General features: G+C 36.8%; 26 protein-coding genes. 7 read left to right on the top strand and 19 right to left on the bottom strand.

Annotated elements, in window-relative coordinates:
* Positions 1–39: 39 nt before the first annotated feature.
* Together ACR65M_RS12410 and ACR65M_RS12415 are read right to left on the bottom strand one after the other, a co-directional pair.
* On the bottom strand, positions 40–2,469 hold the full coding sequence (locus tag ACR65M_RS12410) for a glutamate synthase central domain-containing protein (RefSeq protein WP_440273450.1): 2,430 nt from the start codon (positions 2,467–2,469) through the stop codon (positions 40–42).
* Positions 2,470–2,885: 416 nt separating this feature from the next.
* The gene (locus ACR65M_RS12415) at positions 2,886–3,461 is read right to left on the bottom strand and encodes a GNAT family N-acetyltransferase (RefSeq protein ID WP_440273474.1); all 576 of its coding nucleotides are present in this window, start codon (positions 3,459–3,461) and stop codon (positions 2,886–2,888) included.
* A 114-nt stretch (positions 3,462–3,575) separates the two neighbouring features.
* Here ACR65M_RS12415 and ACR65M_RS12420 point away from each other — a divergent pair, with 114 nt between their 5' ends.
* Positions 3,576–3,791: a hypothetical protein gene (locus ACR65M_RS12420; RefSeq protein ID WP_341331705.1), complete on the top strand. Its 216-nt coding sequence runs from the start codon at positions 3,576–3,578 to the stop codon at positions 3,789–3,791.
* Between the two features lie 27 nt (positions 3,792–3,818).
* Here the strand turns inward: ACR65M_RS12420 and ACR65M_RS12425 are convergent, their stop codons facing one another.
* The 5 genes from ACR65M_RS12425 to ACR65M_RS12445 all read right to left on the bottom strand — a co-directional run bounded on the left by ACR65M_RS12425 (position 3,819) and on the right by ACR65M_RS12445 (position 8,572).
* Positions 3,819–4,646 carry a hypothetical protein gene (locus ACR65M_RS12425; RefSeq protein WP_440273451.1) on the bottom strand — a complete coding sequence of 276 codons (828 nt, stop codon included), beginning with the start codon at positions 4,644–4,646 and terminating at the stop codon, positions 3,819–3,821.
* Entirely contained in the window at positions 4,633–5,538 is a 906-nt protein-coding gene (locus tag ACR65M_RS12430; protein WP_440273452.1) for a WD40/YVTN/BNR-like repeat-containing protein, read from the bottom strand. The genes ACR65M_RS12425 and ACR65M_RS12430 overlap by 14 nt, the downstream gene beginning before the upstream one ends.
* A 123-nt stretch (positions 5,539–5,661) precedes the next feature.
* Complete coding sequence (nadE, locus tag ACR65M_RS12435) at positions 5,662–6,480, bottom strand: NAD(+) synthase (protein ID WP_440273453.1); 819 nt, start codon at positions 6,478–6,480, stop codon at positions 5,662–5,664.
* Positions 6,481–6,519: 39 nt separating this feature from the next.
* The gene (locus ACR65M_RS12440) at positions 6,520–7,995 is read right to left on the bottom strand and encodes a nicotinate phosphoribosyltransferase (protein ID WP_341331701.1); all 1,476 of its coding nucleotides are present in this window, start codon (positions 7,993–7,995) and stop codon (positions 6,520–6,522) included.
* A 28-nt stretch (positions 7,996–8,023) separates the two neighbouring features.
* Positions 8,024–8,572, bottom strand: coding sequence for a cysteine hydrolase family protein (locus ACR65M_RS12445; RefSeq protein WP_440273454.1), 549 nt, complete (start codon positions 8,570–8,572; stop codon positions 8,024–8,026).
* Positions 8,573–8,763: 191 nt separating this feature from the next.
* Here ACR65M_RS12445 and ACR65M_RS12450 point away from each other — a divergent pair, with 191 nt between their 5' ends.
* Positions 8,764–9,051 carry a hypothetical protein gene (locus ACR65M_RS12450; RefSeq protein ID WP_440273455.1) on the top strand — a complete coding sequence of 96 codons (288 nt, stop codon included), beginning with the start codon at positions 8,764–8,766 and terminating at the stop codon, positions 9,049–9,051.
* A 47-nt stretch (positions 9,052–9,098) separates the two neighbouring features.
* On the opposite strand, the gene ACR65M_RS12455 is transcribed toward ACR65M_RS12450, so the two are convergent.
* A complete protein-coding gene (locus ACR65M_RS12455; protein ID WP_341331698.1) occupies positions 9,099–9,377 on the bottom strand; it encodes a DUF1292 domain-containing protein in 279 nt (92 codons plus the stop codon).
* A 423-nt stretch (positions 9,378–9,800) separates the two neighbouring features.
* Here ACR65M_RS12455 and ACR65M_RS12460 point away from each other — a divergent pair, with 423 nt between their 5' ends.
* Complete coding sequence (locus tag ACR65M_RS12460) at positions 9,801–10,682, top strand: DMT family transporter (protein ID WP_440273456.1); 882 nt, start codon at positions 9,801–9,803, stop codon at positions 10,680–10,682.
* A 42-nt stretch (positions 10,683–10,724) separates the two neighbouring features.
* Here ACR65M_RS12460 and ACR65M_RS12465 read toward each other — a convergent pair whose 3' ends face one another.
* From ACR65M_RS12465 to ACR65M_RS12475, 3 genes are all read right to left on the bottom strand, one after another.
* Entirely contained in the window at positions 10,725–12,350 is a 1,626-nt protein-coding gene (locus ACR65M_RS12465; RefSeq protein ID WP_440273457.1) for a long-chain-fatty-acid--CoA ligase, read from the bottom strand.
* Between the two features lie 110 nt (positions 12,351–12,460).
* The gene (locus ACR65M_RS12470; protein WP_440273458.1) at positions 12,461–13,135 is read right to left on the bottom strand and encodes an N-acetylmuramoyl-L-alanine amidase; all 675 of its coding nucleotides are present in this window, start codon (positions 13,133–13,135) and stop codon (positions 12,461–12,463) included.
* Positions 13,136–13,260: 125 nt separating this feature from the next.
* Positions 13,261–14,067 carry an RDD family protein gene (locus ACR65M_RS12475; RefSeq protein ID WP_440273459.1) on the bottom strand — a complete coding sequence of 269 codons (807 nt, stop codon included), beginning with the start codon at positions 14,065–14,067 and terminating at the stop codon, positions 13,261–13,263.
* Between the two features lie 101 nt (positions 14,068–14,168).
* Here ACR65M_RS12475 and ACR65M_RS12480 point away from each other — a divergent pair, with 101 nt between their 5' ends.
* Positions 14,169–15,149, top strand: coding sequence for a stage II sporulation protein M (locus ACR65M_RS12480; protein ID WP_440273460.1), 981 nt, complete (start codon positions 14,169–14,171; stop codon positions 15,147–15,149).
* On the opposite strand, the gene ACR65M_RS12485 is transcribed toward ACR65M_RS12480, so the two are convergent.
* From ACR65M_RS12485 to ACR65M_RS12510, 6 genes are all read right to left on the bottom strand, one after another.
* A complete protein-coding gene (locus ACR65M_RS12485) occupies positions 15,127–16,482 on the bottom strand; it encodes a DUF58 domain-containing protein (RefSeq protein WP_341331692.1) in 1,356 nt (451 codons plus the stop codon). The genes ACR65M_RS12480 and ACR65M_RS12485 overlap by 23 nt on opposite strands.
* Positions 16,433–17,362 carry an AAA family ATPase gene (locus ACR65M_RS12490; protein ID WP_440273461.1) on the bottom strand — a complete coding sequence of 310 codons (930 nt, stop codon included), beginning with the start codon at positions 17,360–17,362 and terminating at the stop codon, positions 16,433–16,435. The genes ACR65M_RS12485 and ACR65M_RS12490 overlap by 50 nt, the downstream gene beginning before the upstream one ends.
* The gene (locus ACR65M_RS12495; RefSeq protein ID WP_440273462.1) at positions 17,359–18,486 is read right to left on the bottom strand and encodes a DUF4350 domain-containing protein; all 1,128 of its coding nucleotides are present in this window, start codon (positions 18,484–18,486) and stop codon (positions 17,359–17,361) included. The genes ACR65M_RS12490 and ACR65M_RS12495 overlap by 4 nt, the downstream gene beginning before the upstream one ends.
* The gene (locus tag ACR65M_RS12500; RefSeq protein WP_341331689.1) at positions 18,473–19,126 is read right to left on the bottom strand and encodes a DUF4129 domain-containing protein; all 654 of its coding nucleotides are present in this window, start codon (positions 19,124–19,126) and stop codon (positions 18,473–18,475) included. The genes ACR65M_RS12495 and ACR65M_RS12500 overlap by 14 nt, the downstream gene beginning before the upstream one ends.
* 13 nt (positions 19,127–19,139) lie before the next feature.
* Positions 19,140–20,054, bottom strand: a complete 915-nt coding sequence (locus ACR65M_RS12505) for a hypothetical protein (protein ID WP_440273463.1) — start codon at positions 20,052–20,054, stop codon at positions 19,140–19,142.
* Positions 20,055–20,248: 194 nt separating this feature from the next.
* Positions 20,249–20,971 (bottom strand): NAD-dependent deacylase, encoded by a 723-nt coding sequence (locus ACR65M_RS12510; RefSeq protein ID WP_440273464.1) that lies wholly within the window; start codon positions 20,969–20,971, stop codon positions 20,249–20,251.
* 99 nt (positions 20,972–21,070) lie between these two features.
* On the opposite strand from ACR65M_RS12510, the gene ACR65M_RS12515 reads away from it, so the two are divergent.
* Complete coding sequence (locus ACR65M_RS12515; protein WP_440273465.1) at positions 21,071–21,565, top strand: metallophosphoesterase family protein; 495 nt, start codon at positions 21,071–21,073, stop codon at positions 21,563–21,565.
* Between the two features lie 2 nt (positions 21,566–21,567).
* Here the strand turns inward: ACR65M_RS12515 and ACR65M_RS12520 are convergent, their stop codons facing one another.
* Complete coding sequence (locus ACR65M_RS12520) at positions 21,568–22,683, bottom strand: NAD(P)/FAD-dependent oxidoreductase (protein WP_440273466.1); 1,116 nt, start codon at positions 22,681–22,683, stop codon at positions 21,568–21,570.
* A 188-nt stretch (positions 22,684–22,871) separates the two neighbouring features.
* Between ACR65M_RS12520 and ACR65M_RS12525 the strand changes: the two genes are divergently transcribed.
* Positions 22,872–23,000 (top strand): hypothetical protein, encoded by a 129-nt coding sequence (locus ACR65M_RS12525; protein ID WP_309099552.1) that lies wholly within the window; start codon positions 22,872–22,874, stop codon positions 22,998–23,000.
* Between the two features lie 162 nt (positions 23,001–23,162).
* Entirely contained in the window at positions 23,163–23,318 is a 156-nt protein-coding gene (locus tag ACR65M_RS12530) for a hypothetical protein (protein ID WP_165918300.1), read from the top strand.
* A gap of 22 nt (positions 23,319–23,340) precedes the next feature.
* Here ACR65M_RS12530 and ACR65M_RS12535 read toward each other — a convergent pair whose 3' ends face one another.
* Positions 23,341–24,156 (bottom strand): nucleotidyltransferase domain-containing protein, encoded by an 816-nt coding sequence (locus ACR65M_RS12535; RefSeq protein ID WP_440273467.1) that lies wholly within the window; start codon positions 24,154–24,156, stop codon positions 23,341–23,343.
* Positions 24,157–24,171 lie beyond the last annotated feature (15 nt).

Raw genomic sequence — 24,171 nt, forward strand, 5'->3', positions numbered from 1 at the left:
TTGCCATACAGACACACCTCGTTATAGTTGATATATTTATTATAACAATCTGTGTCTACTTTTTAGTCTAGCATCATTCCTATATTTGAACTCGTTTCCTGGTTTTAATGTTGTTTCTGCCTCATTAAAGGCAAGTTGATGTCTCATCAAAACTTCTTTTGCAACAATATCTAGGGTAATCCCACCTAAACTTGATGGTGTTCCTGTAAAATATTGATTGATTACATTTTCAGCAATCCCAACTGCCTCAAATATTTGGGCACCACGATAACTTTGAATCGTAGAAATCCCCATTTTTGACATGATCTTTACGATACCTTCTGTTATGGCTTTTGTATAATTATGAATAGCCTTATCTATATTGATTTCTTCTTGAAGCTCCCCGTTTGCTACGAGATCTTCAATACTTGCCAATGCGAGGTATGGATTAATTGCATCTGCCCCAAAACCAATTAGCATAGCTAGTTGATGAACATCACGAGCTTCACCTGTTTCGACAATAATGCTTACATTTGTTCTAGTTCCCTGTTGTACTAGGTGGTGGTGCAGTCCACTTACTGCAAGTAATGCAGGGATCGGTGCCCATTCATGAGTAACATGCCTATCAGATAAGTGGATAAGGGTGTGTCCATTTTGAATCGCCTCATCAACCCTACTGAATAGGTCTTGTAAAGCCGTTTCCAGTGTACCTTCAACATCCTCTGCTCTAAACAACATTGGAATTTCTTTTAGTCTGAAATGTTCTTGAAGTCTTGCCAGTTCATTATCTGATAAAATAGGTGATTCCAATCGAATACGCTGACAGCTACTTTCAGTTGGATTGAGTAGATTTCCTTCTGCTCCTAGTAGAGTGGATGCTGATGTCACGAATTTCTCCCGAATTGCATCGATTGGAGGGTTTGTTACCTGTGCAAAAAGCTGTCTAAAATAGTTGTATAAGAGCTGTGATTGATTTGAAAGAACGGCTAATGGCATATCATTCCCCATTGAATTGATAGGATCCTTTGATTCGACCGCCGTTGCACCAATCACTTGCTTGATTTCCTCCAAAGTAAAACCGAATACTTGCTGGTATCTTGAGACAGGGAACTCTTTTTGTTCATGAGATAAAGATTTTAATTGATTAATATGAATACGATTTGACTCTAACCATATTTGGTAGGGGTGCTCATTTGCTATCTCGCGTTTGACTACTTCGTCCTGAATTACTTTTTGTTTCTTTAAATCAACTAGTAGCATTTTTCCTGGACTTAATCTTCCCTTTTCCAGAATTTGATCAGGTTTAAGATCGATGACACCTGCTTCTGAAGCAAAAATAATTGTATTATCAACGGTTACATAATATCGCGCTGGACGAAGACCGTTTCTGTCTTGCATAGCACCAATTTGCAGTCCATCTGTGAATGCAAAGGCTGCTGGTCCATCCCATGGCTCCATTAAATGACTATGAAACTCGTAGAAAGCTTTTAACGATTTATCCATAGAAGGATTATTCTCCCACGGTTCTGGAACCATCATCATAGCCGCGTGGGGTAATGATCTTCCGGACCGTATTAGAAATTCTAGACTGTTGTCAAATGCAGCGGAGTCGCTTCCATTCTGGTCAATGATTGGAACAAGTTCTGATAATTTGTCTTTCCAAACTAGTGATTCCAGCTTTCTTTCTCTAGCCTTCATCCAATTGACATTTCCATTAAGTGTGTTAATTTCACCATTATGAACTAACATTCGGTTTGGATGTGCTCTTTCCCAGCTAGGAAAAGTGTTTGTGCTATAGCGAGAATGAACGAGCACAAAGGATGATTGAAAATCGTTGTCTTTTAGATCAAGATAATATTGGTCAAGTTGCCCTGGAGTTAACATTCCTTTATAAACAATGGTTCTTGCTGATGCGCTGGCTACATAAAATGTTTCATTAGCAGCAAGTTGTGCTTCCCGTATCTTTTTTTCCGTTCTTTTCCGGATCACATAAAGGAGTCTTTCAAATTCCTCGACATCCCCGACTTTATTACCTATAAATAGTTGACATATAAAAGGCTGACTCTTTCTGGCGCTGTCACCGATAGGCTTCTCATCTACAGGAACTGTGCGCCATTCTAGTAATTCCTGTCCTTCGTCCTCAACAATGTTTTGAAAAGCGTCCTGACATTGCTTTCTTATCACAGGATTTTGAGGTAAAAATACCATTGCTACACCATAGCTACCTGGTTCCATCATGCTCAGTTTTGAACAAGCTTTTTGGAAAAACAAATGCGGGATTTGAGTTAAGATTCCTGCTCCATCTCCTGTATTTGAATCACCAGCTTGTGCACCTCGGTGTTCCATACGACAAAGCATGGATATTCCTTGTGTTACCGTTTGATGTGTAGCTTCTCCTTTCAAATCAGCAATAAAGCCAATCCCGCAAGCATCATGTTCATATTTAGGATCATATAACCCCTGTTTATTTGGTTGTCTAATTTGTTGCATCCAATCACCCTTTCCATTTGTTTATTAGAAGTGAACTAAGATTTTAAGTTATAAATCGTCTTTTTTCTTGTTTTTTATTTTATACCGTTTTTATCCATCTAATCAATGCTAATTTTTTATAAAATCAATCTAATTTTGATATTAATCAATAATAACCATGACAGAACCCTTAATTTACCTACTTTCAATATGCTTAAAAAAGTAGATTTTTTGTATGGTTTTGTTATTTTATGTTGTGAAAGCCAAGAGTAGAAAATGGCGAATAGGAGTTTTTTATTGTTTATATCATTTTTTGATAAGATTAATCTAATTTTGAGATAGGTTAATTCAAAACGAGGTGATTATTGAATTTAAAAAACGCACCAAATTAATGTGCGTTCCAATAAAGTTATTAGTTTACATAATAATATTATGTTTTACTTCAATGTTTTTTCATAACAAATACATTCATGTACCCTTGAAAACTTGTTTTTGATCATTTGTAGGTCCTTCCCTAAGTAGTGTGCGAAGGAGTACACTGGTTTTAGGTTAGGTATCTTAGTTTCAAGTCCCTCTTGTCCTTCGAGATATACATGAAAATAAGAATTTACCTTGAGGAATCCACTTGTTTCATACCATTTTCGGACCCAGTTGTCATCTCTTGTCCAAGCTTCCAATCGATTTAGATTCTTTGTTTTTGCTATTTGTACAGCCTTCCTAAGTAATTCGGCACCTATTCCCTTTCTTCTGTAATCCGGATGGACAGCCAGATGCCAAATCATCCCACCAAGTCCGCTTCCTCTCGAGCAAACAGTTCTTTCCTCGGTTTCATATTCTATGTCCAATAATCCAATTACTTTTCCGTTTTCAATTGCAACTAATTCAATGGCTGGATTATCGTATTTCTCTTTTTCCTTTAAAACGTTGTCATAGTAGGCAGTGTCTAGAAACGCCAATACCCTGCATCGTAACCAACTAATTTCATCAGTATTCTCGTATACCCTTATTTCCATCATAATTCTCCCCCTAAAAAAATCTTATATTTTATGGACCAAAAGAGTTTTCCCACATATATTATCAAGTGAATATTTGGGCACTTATAATGAATTTCATATGAGGTGATAAGCATGTTTGTTGTTCATTACTTTGAAAATAAAAATCTCTTATTAACACAACTCGTACAAAATGTTCCTGCAGTTGAGGATGCAATTAAAATAAAAGGTCGAAAAGGAAAAGTAATCAATGTAACAGACATTGATGGAAGAAATGTCCATGTTCAGGTTGAGTTAGCTACTGTAGTAAAAAAGAGTGCGCTTGTGGATCCAAAAAAGAAAAGAAGATAAATTTCCGAGAGCGCACTTTGTGCGTTCTTATCTTTTTAGTATCAGTATTTCCTTATGCTCCATCGATGCTTGAAAAAGACTGATTGTTCCTGCCACACCTATTCCAGAACCTGAATCCATTATAAAATCATCATTTAATGCAATTATCCATTTTGCTTCATGATCATCAACTAATACAACAGCCAATGTGCCAAATTGAACGATTTGGTCCCAGTTAAAGGTTTCCTTACTCCTGCCATGATTAACTGTAATTCCTTCTGTATGTGTAGATATTGAACTATTGCTCCCTTTCCATTCACCATATAAGGCTGAGCCTACATAATAATAAGATATTCCACTACCTCGGTCGCAATAAGTACCAATAAATTGGTGGAGTGAATCATCCATTGCCTTATATGTCAGCGCAGCCACATCATTTGTTACCCAGTCAATTTTATATTCGCCCTTAAGATGATACGGAAGCGTTTCCTTTTGTCGTGCGAAAATGCCATAATAGGTTCGATAATACCTGGCTTCTCCCCTTATTTCTTTTACAACGAAAATATTCTTAAAATCTGGGGAAACACTTACGATTTGAGGTATTGGATGTTTAAAAATCAATGTACTATTAATCAAAATAAATAATAGTAACATGAAAATGCTTATTATTTTAGCTGTCCGTTTCATGTTAAATAGTACGATCATTGAAAGACCAAATAATAAAGCTATTGCAATATTGAACACATAAAACAGCCGATTGTCACTATACTCTACAAAAAATTTAGCATGGAGGTAAAAATAGATCATTTGGAGTAAAAATAATCCGATAGCCATTACAAACAAAATCAACCCAACTAGTTTTTTACGGTTCGTCATTAGGTGCTACCTCCGAAGCAAACTTCCAGGTTAAACCTTGGTCAAATGAAATAAATTTACCTTTTACTTTTCCGCCCATATAATCTCCATTTGGCCCTTGATTTAGAAGCACGGCTAGATGATCACCTTCTTTATAAGGTTCCTCTGCTGTAACGAATACCTTATGATATTTTTCTGGAATAGTAAAGCTGGCTTGATTCCATGAGTATCCGGCATCCGTGGTCACATAAAAGTCAGGCTCTTCCGGATTAATGACTCCGTACGATAAAAATCCAATATTCTCATTGACAAAGCTTCCATTATAAATAAGTCTTGTTGTACCAGGGGAAGATGCTTCTCGGAAGGAATTACCCCCATCATTCGTGATGAAAATAGACGACCATTCTTGAGACATTGTTCTGTCACCGGATAATATGACATAGCCAAATTGGTCATTGAGGAAATCCACCTTACGGAATCGAATAGCAGGGGCATTTTCATATACAATTGATTCCTGCCAGGTAGCACCATTATCCAGTGAGGCTATTAATTTTATAGGACCAATTGTAGTTAGAAATGCAGCACTTTTATCGGAAAGTATAAAACTGTCTGGAATGAGTTCAGTTTTGTTACCGTTATATTCACCGCTAAATAAATGATCCACTACTACTGGAACAGTAACCCAGTTAATCCCATTGTCATATGTGATGTTTAATTCATTATTTTGCAATGTATATCCAATTCTGTCAGTGACAGGTATAGGTTGCAGTGGGGCTGGTTTCTGTTCTGAAACTGGAGGGTTCACAATGTTTTTTGATGGCGAAGAGTCCTTCAATGATCTTTCATAATTAATAATTGAAATTACCAAAATAACGGCTACTAAACTAGATACAATAAAGAACAATTTTTTCAAAAAGGTAGGCTCCTTTGCTTTATGAATCCTTTTAAGTTTAACAAATGTTTCCAAGATGCAATAGCTAATTATAGAAAATAAGCCTGTTCCAAATGTTGTTCACATTTTAGAACAGGCTCTATCCTATTTCCACCAATCATCAAACATGCTTGCTGGGACTTGTCGTTTATGCTGAGTAATGAGATAACGTTTCTCAATTTTATCTGCATCTTCTTGCGAAATTTGTTTTCCTTCTAGATAATCATCAAGAATATCATATGAGATTCCGAGCTCGGTTTCGTCAGCTTGCTGTGGTGTATGGTCTAATAAATCTGCAGTAGGAACTTTCAAATACAAGCGTTCCTCTGCGCCTAATTCCTTCAATAGGGCACGTCCTTGTCGTTTGGTTAGCCCTGTTAATGGCAGTACATCTGCTCCACCATCACCATATTTAGTAAAAAATCCAGTAACAGCTTCAGCTGCATGATCTGTTCCAACAACTAATAAATTGTGCATGCCTCCAACTGCATATTGTGCAATCATTCTTTCACGCGCTTTTACGTTACCTTTGTTGAAGTCACTAATCTCTTCACCTGTCGCTTGTTTATACTGAGAAACAAACGCATCGACTGTTGATGCAATATCAAAGGTCATTTCACGGTCTGCTTGGATAAAAGTGAGGGCTGCTCTGGCATCATCTTCATCTTTTTGAATTCCATAAGGCAATCGAATAGCTATAAAGGTAGCCTCATGCCCCTCACTTCGTAATTCCTCGACTGCCAGTTGACATAGCTTGCCTGCTAAAGTAGAATCCTGGCCACCGCTAATTCCTAATACAAATCCTTTTGTCTTGCTTTTTAACAGATACGCTTTTAGAAAAGCTATTCTGTGTTTTATTTCCTCTTTTGGTTCAATACTTGGCTTTACATGTAAATCATTTATTATCTGTTGTTGAATACTCATGAAGTTCCCCTCCTTTTGTGGTTGTTTAGGAACAAACTCTTATCCGTTTATTTTACCTATTTTTTCTTCAATATTTAATTTTACCTCTTCAATTCGGTTCATTTTATTATTCCAGCATTCTTGACTGAGGTCTACAGGATATTCTTCAGGCATTGTCGTACGCTTATACTCGTCCCAAAGTAATGTTAAATTTTCATTTAGATATTCACGAATTTGTTGCAGGGTAGGTATCTCATAAACGAGTGTTCCATTTTCGTAAATCATGTGCTGTAATTCCCTTGCCTCAAAGTTCGTAACAAACTTGCTAATAAACGTATGAACAGGATGGAACATTTTAAGGCGTTCTTCGTGTTGTGGGTCTTCGTGTTCAAGTGTGATATAGTCACCTTCAGATTTTTGACTGCTCTTATTAATTATTCTATACACGCGCTTTAAACCTGGTGTAGAAACCTTTTCAGGATTTCCACTTATTTTGATAGTGTCTACCATATTTCCGTTTTTATCTTCAATGGATACAAGTTTATAGACGGCACCTAATGCTGGTTGATCATAGGCCGTAATCAGCTTTGTTCCAATGCCCCATGAGTCAATTTTTGCACCTTGGGATTTTAAGTTAATAATTGTATGTTCATCAAGATCATTCGATGCTACAATTTTGGCATCTTTAAATCCAGCTTCATCCAGCATTTTGCGTGCTTCCTTTGATAAATAAGATAAGTCTCCACTATCTAATCGGATTCCAATAAAATTAATATTGTCTCCTTCTTCCTTTGCCACCCTAATCGCATTTGGCACACCGGATTTCAATGTGTCGTATGTATCAACGAGAAAGACACAGTCTTTATGAGTTTTTGCATAATGTTTAAATGCCTCATATTCATCCCGATATGCTTGTATCATTGAGTGTGCATGGGTACCGGAAACTGGGATGTCAAATAATTTACCTGCTCGAACGTTAGAGGTTGAATCAAAACCTGCAATATAAGCAGCTCTTGTACCCCAAATCGCTGCATCCAATTCATGTGCTCGTCTTGTACCAAATTCCATCGCAATTTGATCGCCAACAACCTGTTTGATACGAGATGCTTTAGTCGCAATTAATGTTTGGTAATTAATAATATTTAAAATAGGGGTTTCCAATAAAACGACTTCACAAATCGGACCCTCAATACGGAGAAGTGGTTCATTAGCAAAAACGACCTCTCCTTCCTTCATTGACCGAAGCGTTCCTGTAAAACGTAAATCCTTGAGATAGTTAAGAAAATCCTCCTTATATCCCTCTTCTCTTAAATAAGCAATATCGGTTTCACTGAACGAGAAATTTTCAAGAAAATGAATGATTCTCTCAAGTCCTGCAAAAACGGCATACCCATTTCCGAATGGAAGTTTCCTGAAGTTTACTTCGAAAACGGCTCTTCGGTTATTTAAGCCTTCCCTCCAGTAAATCTCAGCCATATTAATTTGATATAGATCTGTATGTAATGCAAAGCTGTCATCTTTAAAATATTTATTCATCCAAAAATACCTCCAGTAATTGAACCGCTTAACGTACTTCTGCGCCGATGGAATCTTTAAAATGGCCTAATGCCCATTCATGACCAGCCTGGTTGAAGCTTGCAACCGCTGAGCTATGAATGACAATTTTAAAGCCACGATTATAGGTATCAACAGCCGTATGAAGTACACAAATATCTGTACAAACACCTACGATATGAACTTCAGTAACTCCACGCTCACGTAATTTGATTTCGAGATTGGTGCCTGCAAAAGCAGAATATCTCGTTTTATCCATCCAGTATACATTTGAATTGGTTTGTTGCTCATTAAATACACGTTGTAAGTCACCATACAGCAATCTTCCTGATGTATCCTCAATATTATGAGGTGGGAAGAGTCGTGTTTCAGGATGGAATTCATCGCCTTGTTTATGAAGATCAATTGCAAATACAACAAAGTCATCATTATTTATAAATTCTTCGGTGATGCGAACAATTTCTTTTTCAATTTCTTGACCTGGTTTACCACAAGTCAATGCGCCATCACTAGCCACAAAATCATTTGTATAATCTACATTTATCAATGCCTTTTTCATATGATTTCCTCCTTAATTTGAACATTCTCTTTATTTCATATCATAACGATTCATCCAGGTCGATGTTACCTCTAGTGGAAAATTTTATTAGGCTATAACGACCATTTTATATGAAGTTTGTTTATTTTTGAATAGAATTGCACTTTTTTGTAGAATCTTAAGTATGCAATTTGGTTAATGGAGCTGTGTACATGTTTAAAACAATTACTGAGCAGGATTGGGTTTATGAGTACATAAGTAATAGGAAAAAACCACTTCCAGTAGTCCTAGGGACGAAAGGTACATGGACAGGAAACAGGAAGCCAATGATTATTTTAATAGGATTTACCATGATGGATGTTTTAGTCCTTGGAGATTTGTACGGTGTAGCACATCATCCCGTAAGGAAAATGAAAACGAAAGAAATTATTTACTATGCCATTAATATCATTGATAAAAAGAAGGTAAAAGAAATTATCAAAGAATGGAATGAGGAATAGAAAAATAACTCCACGCTTTCACGTGGAGTTAGTGGATTGTTTTCATTTTAGTCTTCGTCTAATTCCTCGTCGAAAATCTCATCAAAAGCTGAAGACACTTTTTCAAATTCCTCATCACTATCAATTGCAGAAAAATCGCCCTCTTCATCGATTTTCAAAAAGAAGATATCGATATCATCCTCAGTATCCTCTTCTAAATCTTCAAGAAAGCCAACTGCTACATATTCAGTCTCTTCAATTGTAACGACACCAAGAACTTCTACATCTTGCTCCTCACCAGTTTCATCACTAATTGAAAATACTTCTCCAACTTTAATCTTATCCATATTAGAACCCTCCCCAAAAAAAGTTATGTACTCTTTTATCTTTCCAGTGAAAAGATAAAAACATACCTGTACACATTAATAATACGCGATTAGGAAACAATAATCTTGTGATTAGTTTTGCAATCACAAAATATCAATGTGGAGGGAAATACGATGAATATTCTATTTCGCTTATTCCCAGAGTTATTTTTTACATTCGTAAAACTAACAATCTCGATAAGAAGATTAACTTCTAAGATTTTGAATTTGTTACGAATTCCAGCTCTAGCGTAGGAAGGATATTCAATCAGTATGTTCAATTTCTCATTGATGATGAAAGAGGTAAGCACATCGAGCTTGCCTTTTTCTTTTGAATTTAGTTAGAAAAATACCGTTTATAAACTAAATTTATGATATGATGAGGAAAAAAGTGGGAGTAATAATATGAATCCATATCTATTTGCAGTTCTTGTTGTGACCACTACTGCGTTAATGGGCTCATCATTTGCGGTTGGTAAAATCGGATTGAATTATGTGTCGCCTCTTCTGCTTGTTGGATTACGTTTTACAATTGCTGGTATTCTTATGGCTTTAATTATTTGGAGAAAGCCACTCCCCAAAAAAGTACTAGATTGGCTACGTATTTTTACAGTCGGTTTTTTTCAAACAGCAGGTGTTATGGGCTGTATTTTCTTAAGCTTACGAACGATCTCTGCTGGAGAATCATCAATTCTCACATTTAGCAATCCATTACTCGTTGTTATTTTAAGTACCGTCTTTCTTGGAATTCGCTATCAACTCTTTCATTGGATTGGGGTAATCGTTGGTTTGACAGGAGTCTTTATTACACTAGGCTCTCACCTTCATTTAGAAGTTGGAATTCTATTAGGCCTTGGTGCTTCATTATCGTGGTCAATTGGAACGTTGTTAATTAAAAAATGGGGAGCCCGTTTTAATATTTGGGTATTAACGGCTTATCAGATGCTCTTTGGCGGCCTTCTTCTTCTCTTAATGAGTTTTACACTTGAAACACCTACTATAACAATAGCGCCTACATCAATTTTTATTATTTTATGGCTTGCAATCATGGCTTCAATTGTGCAATTTGCCATTTGGTTTTATTTAATAAATATCGGTGACCCAGGAAAAACTTCAGCCTTCTTATTTCTTGCCCCATTCTTCGGAGTATTATCCGGATGGATTCTTTTAAAAGAAGTAGTAGAATGGTATGTCTATGCTGGTTCACTGTTTATTTTTTTAGGCATTTTTCTAGTGAATTGGACATTTTCAAAGGATAAAAATATAGTACAAAAGCTTGACGTATGAAAATCCCCCGTTTTCCAAATTAGGAAAATGGGGGATTTTTAATTAATTAATAAATTTTTCTTTTTCCTGCCAGTATTCTTTGCGAAGATGTACTTTTTGGATCTTACCAGATGCAGTTTTTGGTAATTCAGTCTTAAAGACAATCTTTGTAGGAGCTTTGAAATGTGCCAAACGACTGCGTGAAAATACAATTAACTCTTCTTCTGTTACGTCATAGCCATCGCGTTTGACCACAATTGCCTGTGGCGTTTCACCCCATTTTTCATGAGGAATGGAAATAACTGCAACCTCTAAAACCGCAGGATGGTCGTATAGAGCACTTTCAACCTCAATCGAAGAGATATTCTCACCACCACTGATAATAATATCTTTTTTCCGGTCTGCAATTTCAATATTTCCATGTGCGTCTACAATCGCCATATCTCCTGTATGATAATAGCCATTTCGAATGACTTCGTCCGTGCCTTCTTTGTTGTTTAAGTATCCTTCCATAACAGTGTTACTGCGTACGATGACTTCGCCAATTTCCTTTCCATCTTGAGCAACATCTTCCCCAAATTCATTAACAACACGAACGTCGGCTCCGATAAATTCATAGCCAGCTTTTGCTTTTAAACGATATTTTTCACTTTGGGAAATATCATACTGTGTATCACGTATGATGGAGGTTGTAATCAATGGTGCAGCTTCAGTCATGCCATACACCTGGATAAACTCCCACTCTAGCTCTTCTTCTACCCGTTTAACGAAGGCTGGTGGTGGAGCTGAACCTGCGATTACAATTCGTACATCTTGGTCCTGTTTTGGTATCTCATTTTTGGCAGCATATTGTAATAATGTATTTAAAACAGTTGGTGCCATATGCATCACGGTTACTTTATAGGTATCTATTTTTCTGAAAATCTCATCAGCATTAACCCTTCGAAAGCAAACCTGTGTCGCACCATTTGCTGTATAGTAAAAAGGTGAGCCCCAGCCGTTCACATGAAACATAGGTAAAATATGTAGTAATGTATCATGGTCTGATACACGAAGATGGTGCATGGTTGTTAATGCATGGAGGTAATTACTGCGATGTGAAAGCATAACGCCTTTTGGCTTTCCAGTTGTTCCACTTGTATATAATAATGTCGCAATGTCTTGCTCATCCAAATCCGGTCGCTCAATTGCTGTTTTTTCAAAACGTGCCAGCCATTCCTCATAAGGAACAGTCCATTCTGTTTCCCCATTTTGTCCATGGACAATGATCGTTTCAACTGTTTTCAGTTTTTCGCGAATGGGTTCAATGTTTCCGATAAGCTCATGATCGACAAACAATATTTTTGTTTCACTGTGGTTTAGTATATACTCGTAATCCGTTGGAATTAATCTTGTGTTTAAAGGAACAATGATGGCTCCAATTTGAAATACACCATAAAAACCCTCAAACATTTCAGAGGTATTCGGAGCTAAGTACGCGACGCGGTCTCCTTTTTCCACACCAAGATGTCTTAATCCACGTGAAAGCTGGTTCACTCTTTCGTTTACTTCCTCATACGTAAAGCTTTTGTCATCATCAATTAAAGCTGTTTTTGCACCATATAGTTTGACAGCTCGATCTAAGAATTGTGATAAAAGCAATGGCACGTACAAATGGATCTCCCCCTTAAGTAAGTTAAAACAAAGCATGTATACGTTTTCATTATAAAGAATATCCCCAAAGTTTTCAAACTATTTCAAATAAAAAAGCCTATACTCTAAAGGAAAATTCCTTTAAAAAGTATAGGTTTACTGACAACTCAGAATCCGATTCTAGACCAATCAAATAATGAGCCAGGATCTGTTTTTCTTCCCGGAGCATATTCATTATGGCCAATGATATGGCGTCTGTCATGTAAAATCGATGGATTTCTTTTTACTATGTTATGTACCAAACGGTTAAGCGATTGATATTGAGCATCCGTATATCCAGCTAATGATGGATCAATTTGATTATAGATGTCTTCGGGTATAATTGCTGTCATTTCCTCTTTTGTCCCCATCGCAATGAGTTCGATGCCTATTGAATATTCATTCATTTTATTTTCATACTCCGGAAAATCACTCAAACTTCCCTTTCCAGCATGATAAGCAACCCTATTCTCAGGGACTAGACTATAGATTTCTCCGTTTCGATCAATTAAATAATGAACAGAAACATTATATTCCTTAAAAAGAGAGTAGACATCATCTACATTATAAGGATCTTCGGGCTTGAGCGCGGCATTGCTAATAAAATGAATCATAAGATGTGTGATTTGTTTTGTACGATCCTCTGAAAGATCGAGCGGTAATGATTTATTTGTTGTAGCAATGATATCTTCTGAACCCACCTTTACCTCCGTATTTTCAATTTTTACTTCCTTCGCATGTGCTGAACACCCCGAAAAAAGGCTGATGATTAATAGTCCAATGCTAAAAGTTTTCCATTTCATTTTCCGAATCTCCTGTGTGATCTTAGATCCTAGTATTTTGGGTCATTATACCTACTCGCTAGTTGAGTAATCTGTAATATTTATTATACATAGGATAGCCTGAGATGTCAGTCTAAAGTAGGAGATTATAGTTCGAATTCCCATTCGTCCTTCATGATTAAATATAGGACTAATAGCTCATTTTCTAATTGTTCATATGTTTTTCCTGCTATTTCGATTCCTGCCTTTGGCAGTAAAATGTCTGCAATTTGTTTAGTTCTTCTGTCTTTCACATCATTTTTCAATTGTAAAAATCGATTGCAATATGTTTGTAGCAGCTTCCATTCCTTATTTCCAAACGATTTTAATGTCCATTGATCAACTGTAAGAGAATTCTTTGTAAGACCTCTTTTCCAAATCTCTTTTTCAAGTGGACTTTGTTTTTTATGATTTTTTGCTCTTCTTTCGTGGATAACGATAGTACCGGCAACTAAATCGCCAATACGCTTATGTTTAGAATGAAAGAAAACCATTATGATTGCTACAAAATAGGCTGCTGGCATGGAATCAATAATCCGAAGAAAATTACGAATAAAGCTTGATAGCAATGTAATACTATGTCCATTTTCTTGGATAACTCGAATTCCAACGACTTTTTTTCCAATCGTCTTCCCTCCTGCAAAAAATTCAAGCAGAAAAAAATAACACCAGTTTAAGATAAATAAAAGAATGATTGTAATGGCGATTGGTCCAGAAGAAAAACTTTCTCCGAGCAACCAAAGATCAGGGCTACCATGTAAAATAAGTAATAGAGTAAGTAAAACAAGAAGACTTGCCGTTGTTAATATTAATGTATCTAGAAAAAAAGCTGCAGCTCGGCTACCCACCCCTGCTAACTGAAATTGGATGGAGACAAACTCAGGTGTTTTTATATTGGTCTGTTCTTGATTCAAAAAGACCCCCCCTTTTCTAGGTAGTTTTTTCATATGATGTTTCTATTTTTCTCTAAAATTACTATAATAAGGATATTGCTATTTCAAGAGGTGATTACATATTGAACATGAAGCAATTTGTCAATCAGCATCGAGATGAATGGAAGCAGCTTGAGCAATTGATTTCCATCCTACATAAGCGTCGAAAATCGCGAAGCAGTACCGAAATTAATGAGTTTCATAGACTTTATCAAAAGTGTGCCGGGCATCTTTCGTATAGTCAGACCTATTTTCCAGACGAGGAGATTACGCCTTATTTAAATGGTCTTGTCTCGAAAGCCCATAATCTCCTGTACAGAGATCAAGTATCCAGTTTTCAACAAATTCGTTATTTTTTCAGTACGAAATTTATTGGTCTTTTACTTGAACAATGGAAATTTGCGGTAGCTGCTTTACTATTATTTACTTTAGGTGGTGTAGGCAGCTTTTTTTCAGTTCACCAGGATCCCCTTCATATTTTTTCCATTTTACCAGCAGAAATAGCCCAAGGAGTTGACCCAGACTATTTAGGAAGTGCAGATGGTGAAGTGGATTCATCCTTAATGTCCGCCAGTATTATGACAAATAATATTCAGGTTGCCATCCTTGCGTTTGCTAGTGGTATCACTTTTGGTCTCTTAACCGTCTATATATTAATCTACAATGGCATTATCGTCGGTGCTTTAGCTGGATTATATTGGCATTATGGGAAAACGTATGATTTTTGGGCATATATTGTCCCTCATGGGATGATTGAGCTTACAGCTATCTTTATAGCAGGTGGCGCTGGATTGTTAATGGGCTATAAATTGCTGGTTCCTGGCAAGTATACAAGAAGCTACCAACTCAAATATCAGGCAAAACGCTCTGTGCAGTTGCTGTTAGGTACGATTCCTTTATTTGTAATTGCCGGAATTATTGAAGGGTTTATCACACCTGCTGCGATTTCACTTGAAGCTAAGTATGCTGTTGCATTCATAACGGTTATTGGATTGATTCTTTACGTTTTAACAGGAAAACTCTTTTTATTAAAAAAAGAAGCTACAGCAAGTTCCGATTCATGATATTGATATAATAGGAAACAGCAGTAATTGCTAATTTATCCTCATCGGCCTCAACCATCATGAGGCCTTGTTTTTCCCATTTTTGTTTCTCCTTCTTTTTCACGAGCATCTGTTGCTGTGCCATACTTTTTAGCATGGCTGATTGGACAGTAGTAGGATTCTCATCTATACGTTTGTTTAAAGTAGCATCCTGGATACCGACCATTAGGAAATAATGCCTTTGTCTAAGCTTTCGTAAATAGATTAACATGCTTTCTTCCCTTAAAAATGTATGTATATCACTAAACAACAAGAGAAGACTTCGCTTTTTCTGCATCGTTTCCAAATAAGATAAAACAGCCCCATAATTTGATTCTGCAGCATCTACTTTCACACTATAAATCGCATGCAAAATCGTTTGGAGATGTGCCATTCCTTTTCCGGCTGGGACAAACACCTTTACATCTGTTGAAAATGCTAAGAAAGAAACATAGTCCCCATTTTGTAGTGCAGCTGTTGCAACTGTAATAGCAGATTCCATCGCTCTCTCAAGACGATTTCCCTTCTTTAACTCAGCCCCCATCATTCGCCCACAATCTAATAAAATCGTAATATACTTTCCATGCTCTGGTTCGTACTCATTCGTCATCACTTCTTGGAGCTTTGCGGTTTGCCTCCAATTGATTGTTCGGGGGTCGTCTCCTACGACATAACTTCGTATTTTTGAAAACTCGCCAGCACCTGTCTGTTGTTTCCGGATTTTGACCCCTTCATATAATAAAAATTTCTGTGCATTTTCAAGATATTGCCTTGTTTCGGATAAATCTGGTATAACCTTCACTTCGTTACTTATCGTAAATGTGAATTGTTTTTCCCATAAGCCTAGGTAGCTTTTGTAACGGAAATATATTTTGTTCATTTGATAATCACCGCGCTCCATAGCTCGTGTAACATAAGTGATTCTAGAAGTTGTTTCACCAGATATCCTTCCACTAATCAGAAAAGGCTGAGTAAAGGAACCAGGAATGCCATCAATTAATCGGTATGATAGCCCAAATGTCGAATGATTTGTTACTTCAATATCGATAGAAGTGGGAAGCCCCCGCTCTATTTCAGCTTGTAGTTTACGTTTTGCAGCAAGCTGTTTTTTGTTAGGTGAAAACAACAAATCTACTAAGCTTCCTATGATCATAAAGAGATTTAACCCAATCATCAGCTCCCATGAAAGTTTTGAGAGACTTAAAAAAAAGCCAATAGAAAGGATTAGTAATAAAATAATCAATCGTTTTGTGGGTAAGATGCCTCTATCTAGGAACAGGAACCGATCCCACCAGCTCTTCAATGATTTCGTCAATAGTGATTCCCTCCAATTCTGCATGTGGAGATAACTGAATTCGGTGTCTAAGTGCAGGTTTTGATACGATTTTTACATCGTCAGGAGTCACATAATCTCTTCCCGCTAAATATGCCCATGATTGTGCAGCTTTTCCGATTGAGATTGCTGCTCGGGTACTCGCACCAAATTGGATCGTTTCGGATTCTCTCGTTTTCCGAACAATCTCGATTATGTAATTTAAAACGCCATCACCTAAGGTCACTTTTTCAATTTCCTGTCGAATCGAAACAAATGTTTGAAGGTTAAGGACATTTGTAGCATCGTATTGAATGAAACTTTGTTCAATTACTTGTTTTACTATGTTTTTTTCTTCCTCAGAAGCTGGAAAATCAATATGTAATTTAAATAGGAAACGGTCTTGTTGGGCTTCAGGCAAACGATAGGTACCCTCAAATTCAATTGGGTTTTGGGTGGCAACAACGAAGAAAACGTCAGGTAACGGATAGGTTTCACCCTGAATGGTTACTTGTTTTTCTTCCATTGCCTCTAATAGTGCTGCTTGTGTTTTAGCCGGCGTACGGTTAATTTCATCAGCTAAAAGGATATTTGTGAAAACAGGCCCTTTGAATGTTTCAAAACTGCCCTCCTTCATGTTGTAAATCATACTACCTGTAATATCACTAGGTAAAAGGTCAGGTGTAAACTGTATTCGTGTAAAATCACCACCAAGTAAGTTTGCAAGTGAGCGGACCATTTGTGTCTTCCCAGTCCCAGGTACACCTTCAATTAAGACATGGCCTCCAGCTAAGATGGCAGATAATAAAAGTCGTAAATTGGTATTCTGACCTAAGATTCGTTGCTCGTATTTCTGCAGTAAGGATGTAAGTTCTAATCTCATCCTTTCTCCACCTCTTTTCTTAATTCATCTAAGTTTCTTGACCAGATCAAATAATCTTGTTTAGTTAGTTTTTCATTTTGTAAGATTTTTGTAAGTTTGATTAGATATTGCTTAACATCACTTTCATTTTTTTTGGACCATCGGTGTGTAAGCTTTGACGAAAGGTCTGTCCAGTCCCGATGAGAAGGAAATCCCCATTTTTCCTGAATTAGCTGTTTCACATAATCTGCTTGAATGTTTAACGATTCATGATAGTACCGGCCTCTTATATACCATGCACTTAAAGCTTGAATACCTTCATCACTAAAACGTACATTTTCCTCGCGTGGGACAATCACTTGTCCAAATCGTTTTCCTCTGTTCCAAATCCAAAGCAGGACGATTAATCCTCCCTGTAAAAGCAATACTAAAAACCAGCTAGGGTACAATGTTGTCAAATTTGAAGCATTTTTGGGACCATGTACATACTCATCAAAGTAATAAATAGATGCCTCTTTATCCTCAATTAACGATAGTACTAGTGGGATATGATCATAGTCTGATAGATTGCCATTCAACATCCACTCTGGTGTAATAGTTGTAATCAATTCACCTTCTCCCATTTTTTGGCTTGTTGCAATTACACCAGCTTCATCCTTTAACAGCACCTTTTCATTTTCGCTTGGAATGATACGGGCTGTAGCCTGAAAAAACGCATCAAATTCTACTCCGTTTTTATCTTTTATCGTGATTGCCTCATCGAGAAAAGGGTCAATATCTGCTGGAAGAGTCTTAATATCAAACATTCCTTTAGGATTTGACTTAAACAAAATCAACTTGTTTCCAGCCTCAATAAAATCTAGATAGCCATTCATTTCTTCTTGTTCAGGTGTAAAGTATGGCTCCACCATGATCAAAACTTGTTTCTCATCTTGTTTCGTGAGAAGGTTTGGGGAATGTGACCATCTTTTAACGGTATTGTCATCATTTAAATATGTATAAATTGCCTTTACACCAGTTGGAGAAGGAGAATCAGACACGTAATGTGGATACGCTTTTGGGTTATGGGATTCAATAAAGTAAGTAAATAAGAGTAGGAGCGCAATAAGCCCAATTAAGGGAATCCATACTTTAGTTTTGCGCATGATTGTTCTCCCCTCCTCCTTTTGCTTCTAGCCAGATAAAAGCTTTTTTCCGAAATTGACTATACTCGGCTCTAGTAAGCTCATATTCTCCATAAGTAACTTCATCAAACACAAGTGCTAAATCATAAAACTGAACAGCCCACAATTGATTTACTTTGCGCAGTTCATCATAATACTCCCAATTTGTTTTCCATACCCTTGCCTCAAGCCATTCTTTTTCATGAAAAAATAAGAGCAGTGCAAGAAACAAATGGCGCGTTGCAGGTGAAAAATGTTCATTTTCTTCATGCTTGATTGCTTCACGCAAATGCTTTTGATACGTCCAGTTAAGTTCCTCAGCTGAATGTAGAGGCTTATGATTACTATACTTTGACTTTCTTGTTTGATTTCGTACAAGTAAAAAGACCGCAATACCTACTAATAAAATAGCAGCAAGAATAACCAGGATTAGCACCACCTCCGCGGCACCACTTCCTGATTCAATTGCTGGGAATAAACTTTCTAGTAAATCGGCGAGCCATTGTTTTACTTTATTCCACCATTCCTGAAACACATTCCTGGACTCGTCATAGTAAATTCGGTATTCCTTTTCATTTAGTATCTCATCAATCCGATCTCTTGCATCATTTATTTGTGCCATTGTTGATCACCACTTATCTAGGTTCATTAAAACCCTCAATCATCTCATCCAAGTCCTCTGCATCATGTCTGACCCTTGCATCAAGGTACATCACACCATATCCTACGGCAAAAAGTAAGGTCGTAAAAATGGTGGTTAAGTTAACAATTACAGTTAATAGAACACTGTTGCCCATAAAGATTCCGAAAGTTGCTTCAACGGCAAAACTAATCGCACTGATTATTAAAAAGAAAACAATATATAGGCAAAAAAGAACCCATCCACGTTTTTTTGATAAATGCCAACTCCTAGAAAATCCAGGAGACTCATAGTCTAGTATGACAGAACCAAAATAAAAGCCCCAACGTGTTAGTAAATATCCGGTGCCAACGAACAAGCCTAGACCTAATACTATTGCTAAAATTATCCCGAAAATATGTACTGCAATAGCACCAAATATCCCTACCGGTACCAATATCATGATGGAAACAAAGAAGAGACCAAACACAATTAGACCAAATAAGATATTACTTCCGAGCATTGGCCAAAAGCGTGTAAAAGCTTCTTTTATAACCGAACTTATTGTATATTCCTCATTTTTACGAATATGGTTTAATGCAATTAGAATTGCAGCTTCTGCAACAGGAAACAACAATACACCAACAAGACCGACAAACATAGTTCCTAATGCTCCGCCAAAGCCAATTTCCTCAGCAACTACTGTTTCGTCAAAACTATTTAGTACTTGAGTAAACCAATCATCTCCAGGGCCAACTTCTCTAAAAAAGCTTGTTCCCGAAGCTAATAAGATAAGCGCTTCAAGTAAATATACAGGTCCCATGAAAATAAGTAAGATTGTAAAAAAGTCACGAAATCGACTTTTACTCAAACTAAACGTAAGATCAAGAATTTCCCCAAATCCCTTAGGTCGTGAAAATTTTGTGTTCAAACTGACATCCCCCTGTTATCGTGTTGTAAAAATGGAATTGCTAATATCGCCTATTTTAACATTATTCTGGAAAATATTCTTTATTAATTTAGAAAAATTTTCTAGTTGGTATAAATGGATATTATTAAAGCCTGACCCCATTATTTAGGTGTCAGGCTTAAAAATATCTAGGTATTAGATTAACGGTGATAGGCTTATTTTGCCCTCATAATCTCGTCAGTTTTTTCCAAAACTTCCTTTGCATTACCTTGGATATTAAGGTCAAATTGATGGTAGCTGTCTAACCGATCTTTATTAATTAACACAGTTTTTCCATTTGTCATGGATGGAAGTTCATTTACTGGGTATACTTCTAAGCTCGTTCCAATTATGATGACTAAATCTGAAATTTGAATATTTCTTAAAGCATTATTCCATGCTTGCTCTGGAAGCATTTCACCAAATAAAACGATATCGGGTCTAAGTTTACCACCACAATTTACGCATGTGTGCTTGGATAAAAAATCAGTTTCGTTTGCTGGCCGGCCACATCCATTGCATCGAAAGTTACGAATTGAACCATGTAGTTCAGAGACATTTTTTGAACCTGCAACTGTATGAAATCCATCTACATTTTGTGTTGCTATCGCTTGGATAAGTCCTGTCTGCTCCCATTCCGCGAGAAGAACATGTCCCTTATGGGGATAACATTCCTGAAAACCTCTTATTCTTGCGCAATAAAATTCATGAAACAAATCATAGTTAGATTCAAGAGCTTCTATTGTGGCCACAGTCCGCGGATCAATCTTTCTCCACCATCCTGATTTAGAGCGAAAATCAGGAATTCCACTCTCGACAGACATTCCTGCTCCAGTTAGCACAGTTGTAAATGAAGAAGACCTCAAATATACTGCTAGCTTGTTTATTAAATTATCCATCCGGTTGCCCCCTTTTTATTTAGATTGTACTATGCTTTCTTTCCTCTACAAAATCTAAAAGGTACAATAGATAAAAATAGAAGCGAAGGATTGATATTCATGAGGATTGCCGTAATTTCAGACACACATATGCCAAAAAGAGCAAATAAACTACCGGAAAAATTAGTAGAAGGTGTACGTGGTACCGGCTTAATTATTCATGCTGGAGACTGGTCGACAATTGAGGTTTATGAAGAGCTGCAAACAATCGCTCCCGTTATAGGTGTACGAGGGAACATTGATCCACCCGAGTTACCATTTGGGGAGAAACTAATGATTGTAAAAAAAGGATATAGAATCGGAATTGTTCATGGTCATGTTGGTAAAAAGAAAACTACACCAGATCGAGCCTATGAAGCTTTCCAAGATCAGAAATTGGATTTGATTGTGTTTGGGCATTCACATATTCCCTATAAACAATACCATGGTGAAACATTACTTTTTAATCCAGGTTCCCCAACTGATAAACGTTTCCAGTCAGAGTTTTCTTATGGAATTGTTACACTTGGAGGAACACTGGATGCGGAGCATATCTATTATAAACGCAAGGATTAATGTTACTTAATAGCACCTGAAATCTCATAGAGACTTAAGTCAATTTCAAGTGTTTTTCCCATGGCAAGTTTCGCCAATTCGCTACCTAAAAATGGGCCAACTGTTAATCCGGAAGCACCGAGTCCATTAGCGGCATAAAGATTTTCGAAGCCAGGGATGCCACCAATTACTGGGAGAAAGTCAGGTGTAAATGGTCGAAAACCAACTCTTGTTTCTAATACCGTACCCTCAGATAACCCGGGAGCAATATTTAAAGCTTTATCTAAAACTTCATGAAGTCCACCGGCGGTTACTCTGTAGTCCATTCCTTTATCATTTTCATGTGTTGCACCTACAACAATCTTCCCTTCATCAAATGCCAAGATATATTGATCATTTGGTGGCATGACAACTGGCCAATTGTCTGTGTTTGAATCTTCAAGATCTAAGTGAACGATTTGAGCTTTCTGTGAGTAAACTTGAAAATCAATACCGAGAGGCTGAAGTAAATCATTTGCCCAAACTCCTGCCGTTACAATTATCTTATCGGCTTCAATTATTTCGTTTTCTATTTTTACACCAATTACGTGTTTATCCGTTTTTACGATACTCGCACTCCCATTCCGTTCAATTGCACCGTAATGCTTGGCAGCTCGTATTAATGCATTTCGAAGCTCCCTTCCATTCACTCTGGCAGCCCCACTTATGTGTACAGCAGAAAATTCTACAGATAATGGCGGAAACAATTCGGTTGTCTCTGTGGAGTTTAAACGTGTAATTTCTCCAATTTCCTGAGCATCTTTCCGACGGGTGTGGGCTCGCTCTTCCATTTTATCAAGCTTGTTTTCATCTAAATGAAGACTAATTGCTCCTACCTTTTTATAACCAGTATCAGTCTCACCTAATGCTTCAAGCTCGCTTATTAACGTGGAGTAATATTTTGCACCTGCTTTCGCTAAACTGTACCATGCTTTATTTCGACGTTGGGATAGCCATGGACAGACAATTCCCGCCGCAGCATCTGTTGCTTGACCTTGATCCTTGCGGTCGACAATGATTACTTCTTCACCCGCTTTTGCCAGATGATAAGCAGTTGATGAACCAAGTATCCCTGCTCCAATAACAAGATATGATGTCATTATTTCAAAATCCCTTCTATGCTCTAGATGTGAATTATTTTACTAAAAATAAGCTTAAGAAACATCTTTTTGTCGAAATTTGTATATTATTTTCCTTTTTACCTATGATATAGAGGAAGCTGTAAAATATAGGAAAAAAGAAAGATGTATAAAACAGCGGACATAAAAACTAAAAGGAGGATTGACAATTGGCTAAAAAGAAAAATAACCAGTCTCAAACAGGAGCAAATAGTATGGACACGGAATTTGGCGCTGAGCAAGGTTTAAGTAAAAAGGCAAGGAAGAAAGCTGCACGTGAAAATAAGAAAAACAAATAAATAACCAACTTTTATTTAGTAAAGTGCATTCGCAGATTTTCGTACCGGTACATATTTGACCTGTTCCTAAGCTAGTAATTTATTGGAACGGGTTTTTCTTTTTATACAGGTTATTGGACAACTGTATCTGTCCGTATACTTGTTTAGAGGGGGAGATATATAGTGAAACAAGTAGAGATTCAAATGATTTTATTTGTCGGAGTAACTTTAGCTCATGAATATTGGCTACACTGGGGACTCCCAAGGGTCTACTATTGGGATGTTAGACACTCACATCTGAAAAAAATAGAAGATGATTCAGATAATAAAATTGCATAAGAAAGGGATAACTTTGTTACCCCTATTCAAGGCTACGAATTCTTGTTTCGTCAGGTTTCCAGACTTCAGTTAGTATATCTCTAAAAAGTTGATTAAGGAGTCCAGTCGGATTAAGGGTACTTGATTTTAATTTTGTATTATAACGTTCCAGATGATGAATTTCGTGTTCAATAAATTTGTCTAGCTCAGTTAATTGGTTAACTAATTTTTGACCAGAAGTCTTTACTCTTATTAGATTCTCGATTTCCAGTTTTAGTTTGTCCTCATTTATCAATTCGGCAACAAGAGTATTCAAATCAAGACTAACCATTTTATTATATTTTTCAATTGATTTTGCCATCAACAATGGCCGAATCACATTGATATACGTTTTAACATGTTGACCTTTTTCTTGAATAGCTTTAAAATTTCCTTTTGCCATTTTTACATAGTGGTACATGCAGGGAATAGGTGATATAACGGCAGGTTCCAAAAGTCGAATTCTTTCAAAGAAGGAATACGCTTGGAAATAAGTAATGTTCGAGTGCAACCATTCCAGAAGCGCAGGATTAGATTTACGAAATAGCCGAAGTGCCTTTGTAAGTTCCCAACCAGTCATATCAACTAATGGATTAACTGGGATGCCTACTTTATCATGTTTCGGAATTTCAAGAACATCTCGCTTTGGATCAATTGAAAGGTACCAATCGGGATGATGGATATAAATAAAACGAACATCATAATCACTTTCTTCACTTGCAATCCCCCAAGTTCTGCTTCCAGATTCACAAGCGTAAAGAATTTTAACGTTGTATTCTTTTTCAATTTGATTAAGAATCTCTACAATATGTTCTTCCAATATGACACCCCTTCC

Source organism: Ferdinandcohnia sp. SAFN-114 (genome assembly GCF_059415045.1).

Coding starts and splice junctions, on each gene's coding strand:
- ACR65M_RS12410 (WP_440273450.1), bottom strand. CDS start 2,469: ATGCAACAAATTAGACAACCAAATAAACAGGGGTTATATGATCCTAAA.
- ACR65M_RS12415 (WP_440273474.1), bottom strand. CDS start 3,461: ATGGAAATAAGGGTATACGAGAATACTGATGAAATTAGTTGGTTACGA.
- ACR65M_RS12420 (WP_341331705.1), top strand. CDS start 3,576: ATGTTTGTTGTTCATTACTTTGAAAATAAAAATCTCTTATTAACACAA.
- ACR65M_RS12425 (WP_440273451.1), bottom strand. CDS start 4,646: ATGACGAACCGTAAAAAACTAGTTGGGTTGATTTTGTTTGTAATGGCT.
- nadE (WP_440273453.1), bottom strand. CDS start 6,480: ATGAGTATTCAACAACAGATAATAAATGATTTACATGTAAAGCCAAGT.
- ACR65M_RS12440 (WP_341331701.1), bottom strand. CDS start 7,995: ATGAATAAATATTTTAAAGATGACAGCTTTGCATTACATACAGATCTA.
- ACR65M_RS12445 (WP_440273454.1), bottom strand. CDS start 8,572: ATGAAAAAGGCATTGATAAATGTAGATTATACAAATGATTTTGTGGCT.
- ACR65M_RS12450 (WP_440273455.1), top strand. CDS start 8,764: ATGTTTAAAACAATTACTGAGCAGGATTGGGTTTATGAGTACATAAGT.
- ACR65M_RS12455 (WP_341331698.1), bottom strand. CDS start 9,377: ATGGATAAGATTAAAGTTGGAGAAGTATTTTCAATTAGTGATGAAACT.
- ACR65M_RS12460 (WP_440273456.1), top strand. CDS start 9,801: ATGAATCCATATCTATTTGCAGTTCTTGTTGTGACCACTACTGCGTTA.
- ACR65M_RS12465 (WP_440273457.1), bottom strand. CDS start 12,350: ATGCTTTGTTTTAACTTACTTAAGGGGGAGATCCATTTGTACGTGCCA.
- ACR65M_RS12470 (WP_440273458.1), bottom strand. CDS start 13,135: ATGAAATGGAAAACTTTTAGCATTGGACTATTAATCATCAGCCTTTTT.
- ACR65M_RS12490 (WP_440273461.1), bottom strand. CDS start 17,362: ATGAGATTAGAACTTACATCCTTACTGCAGAAATACGAGCAACGAATC.
- ACR65M_RS12495 (WP_440273462.1), bottom strand. CDS start 18,486: ATGCGCAAAACTAAAGTATGGATTCCCTTAATTGGGCTTATTGCGCTC.
- ACR65M_RS12500 (WP_341331689.1), bottom strand. CDS start 19,126: ATGGCACAAATAAATGATGCAAGAGATCGGATTGATGAGATACTAAAT.
- ACR65M_RS12510 (WP_440273464.1), bottom strand. CDS start 20,971: ATGGATAATTTAATAAACAAGCTAGCAGTATATTTGAGGTCTTCTTCA.
- ACR65M_RS12515 (WP_440273465.1), top strand. CDS start 21,071: ATGAGGATTGCCGTAATTTCAGACACACATATGCCAAAAAGAGCAAAT.
- ACR65M_RS12520 (WP_440273466.1), bottom strand. CDS start 22,683: ATGACATCATATCTTGTTATTGGAGCAGGGATACTTGGTTCATCAACT.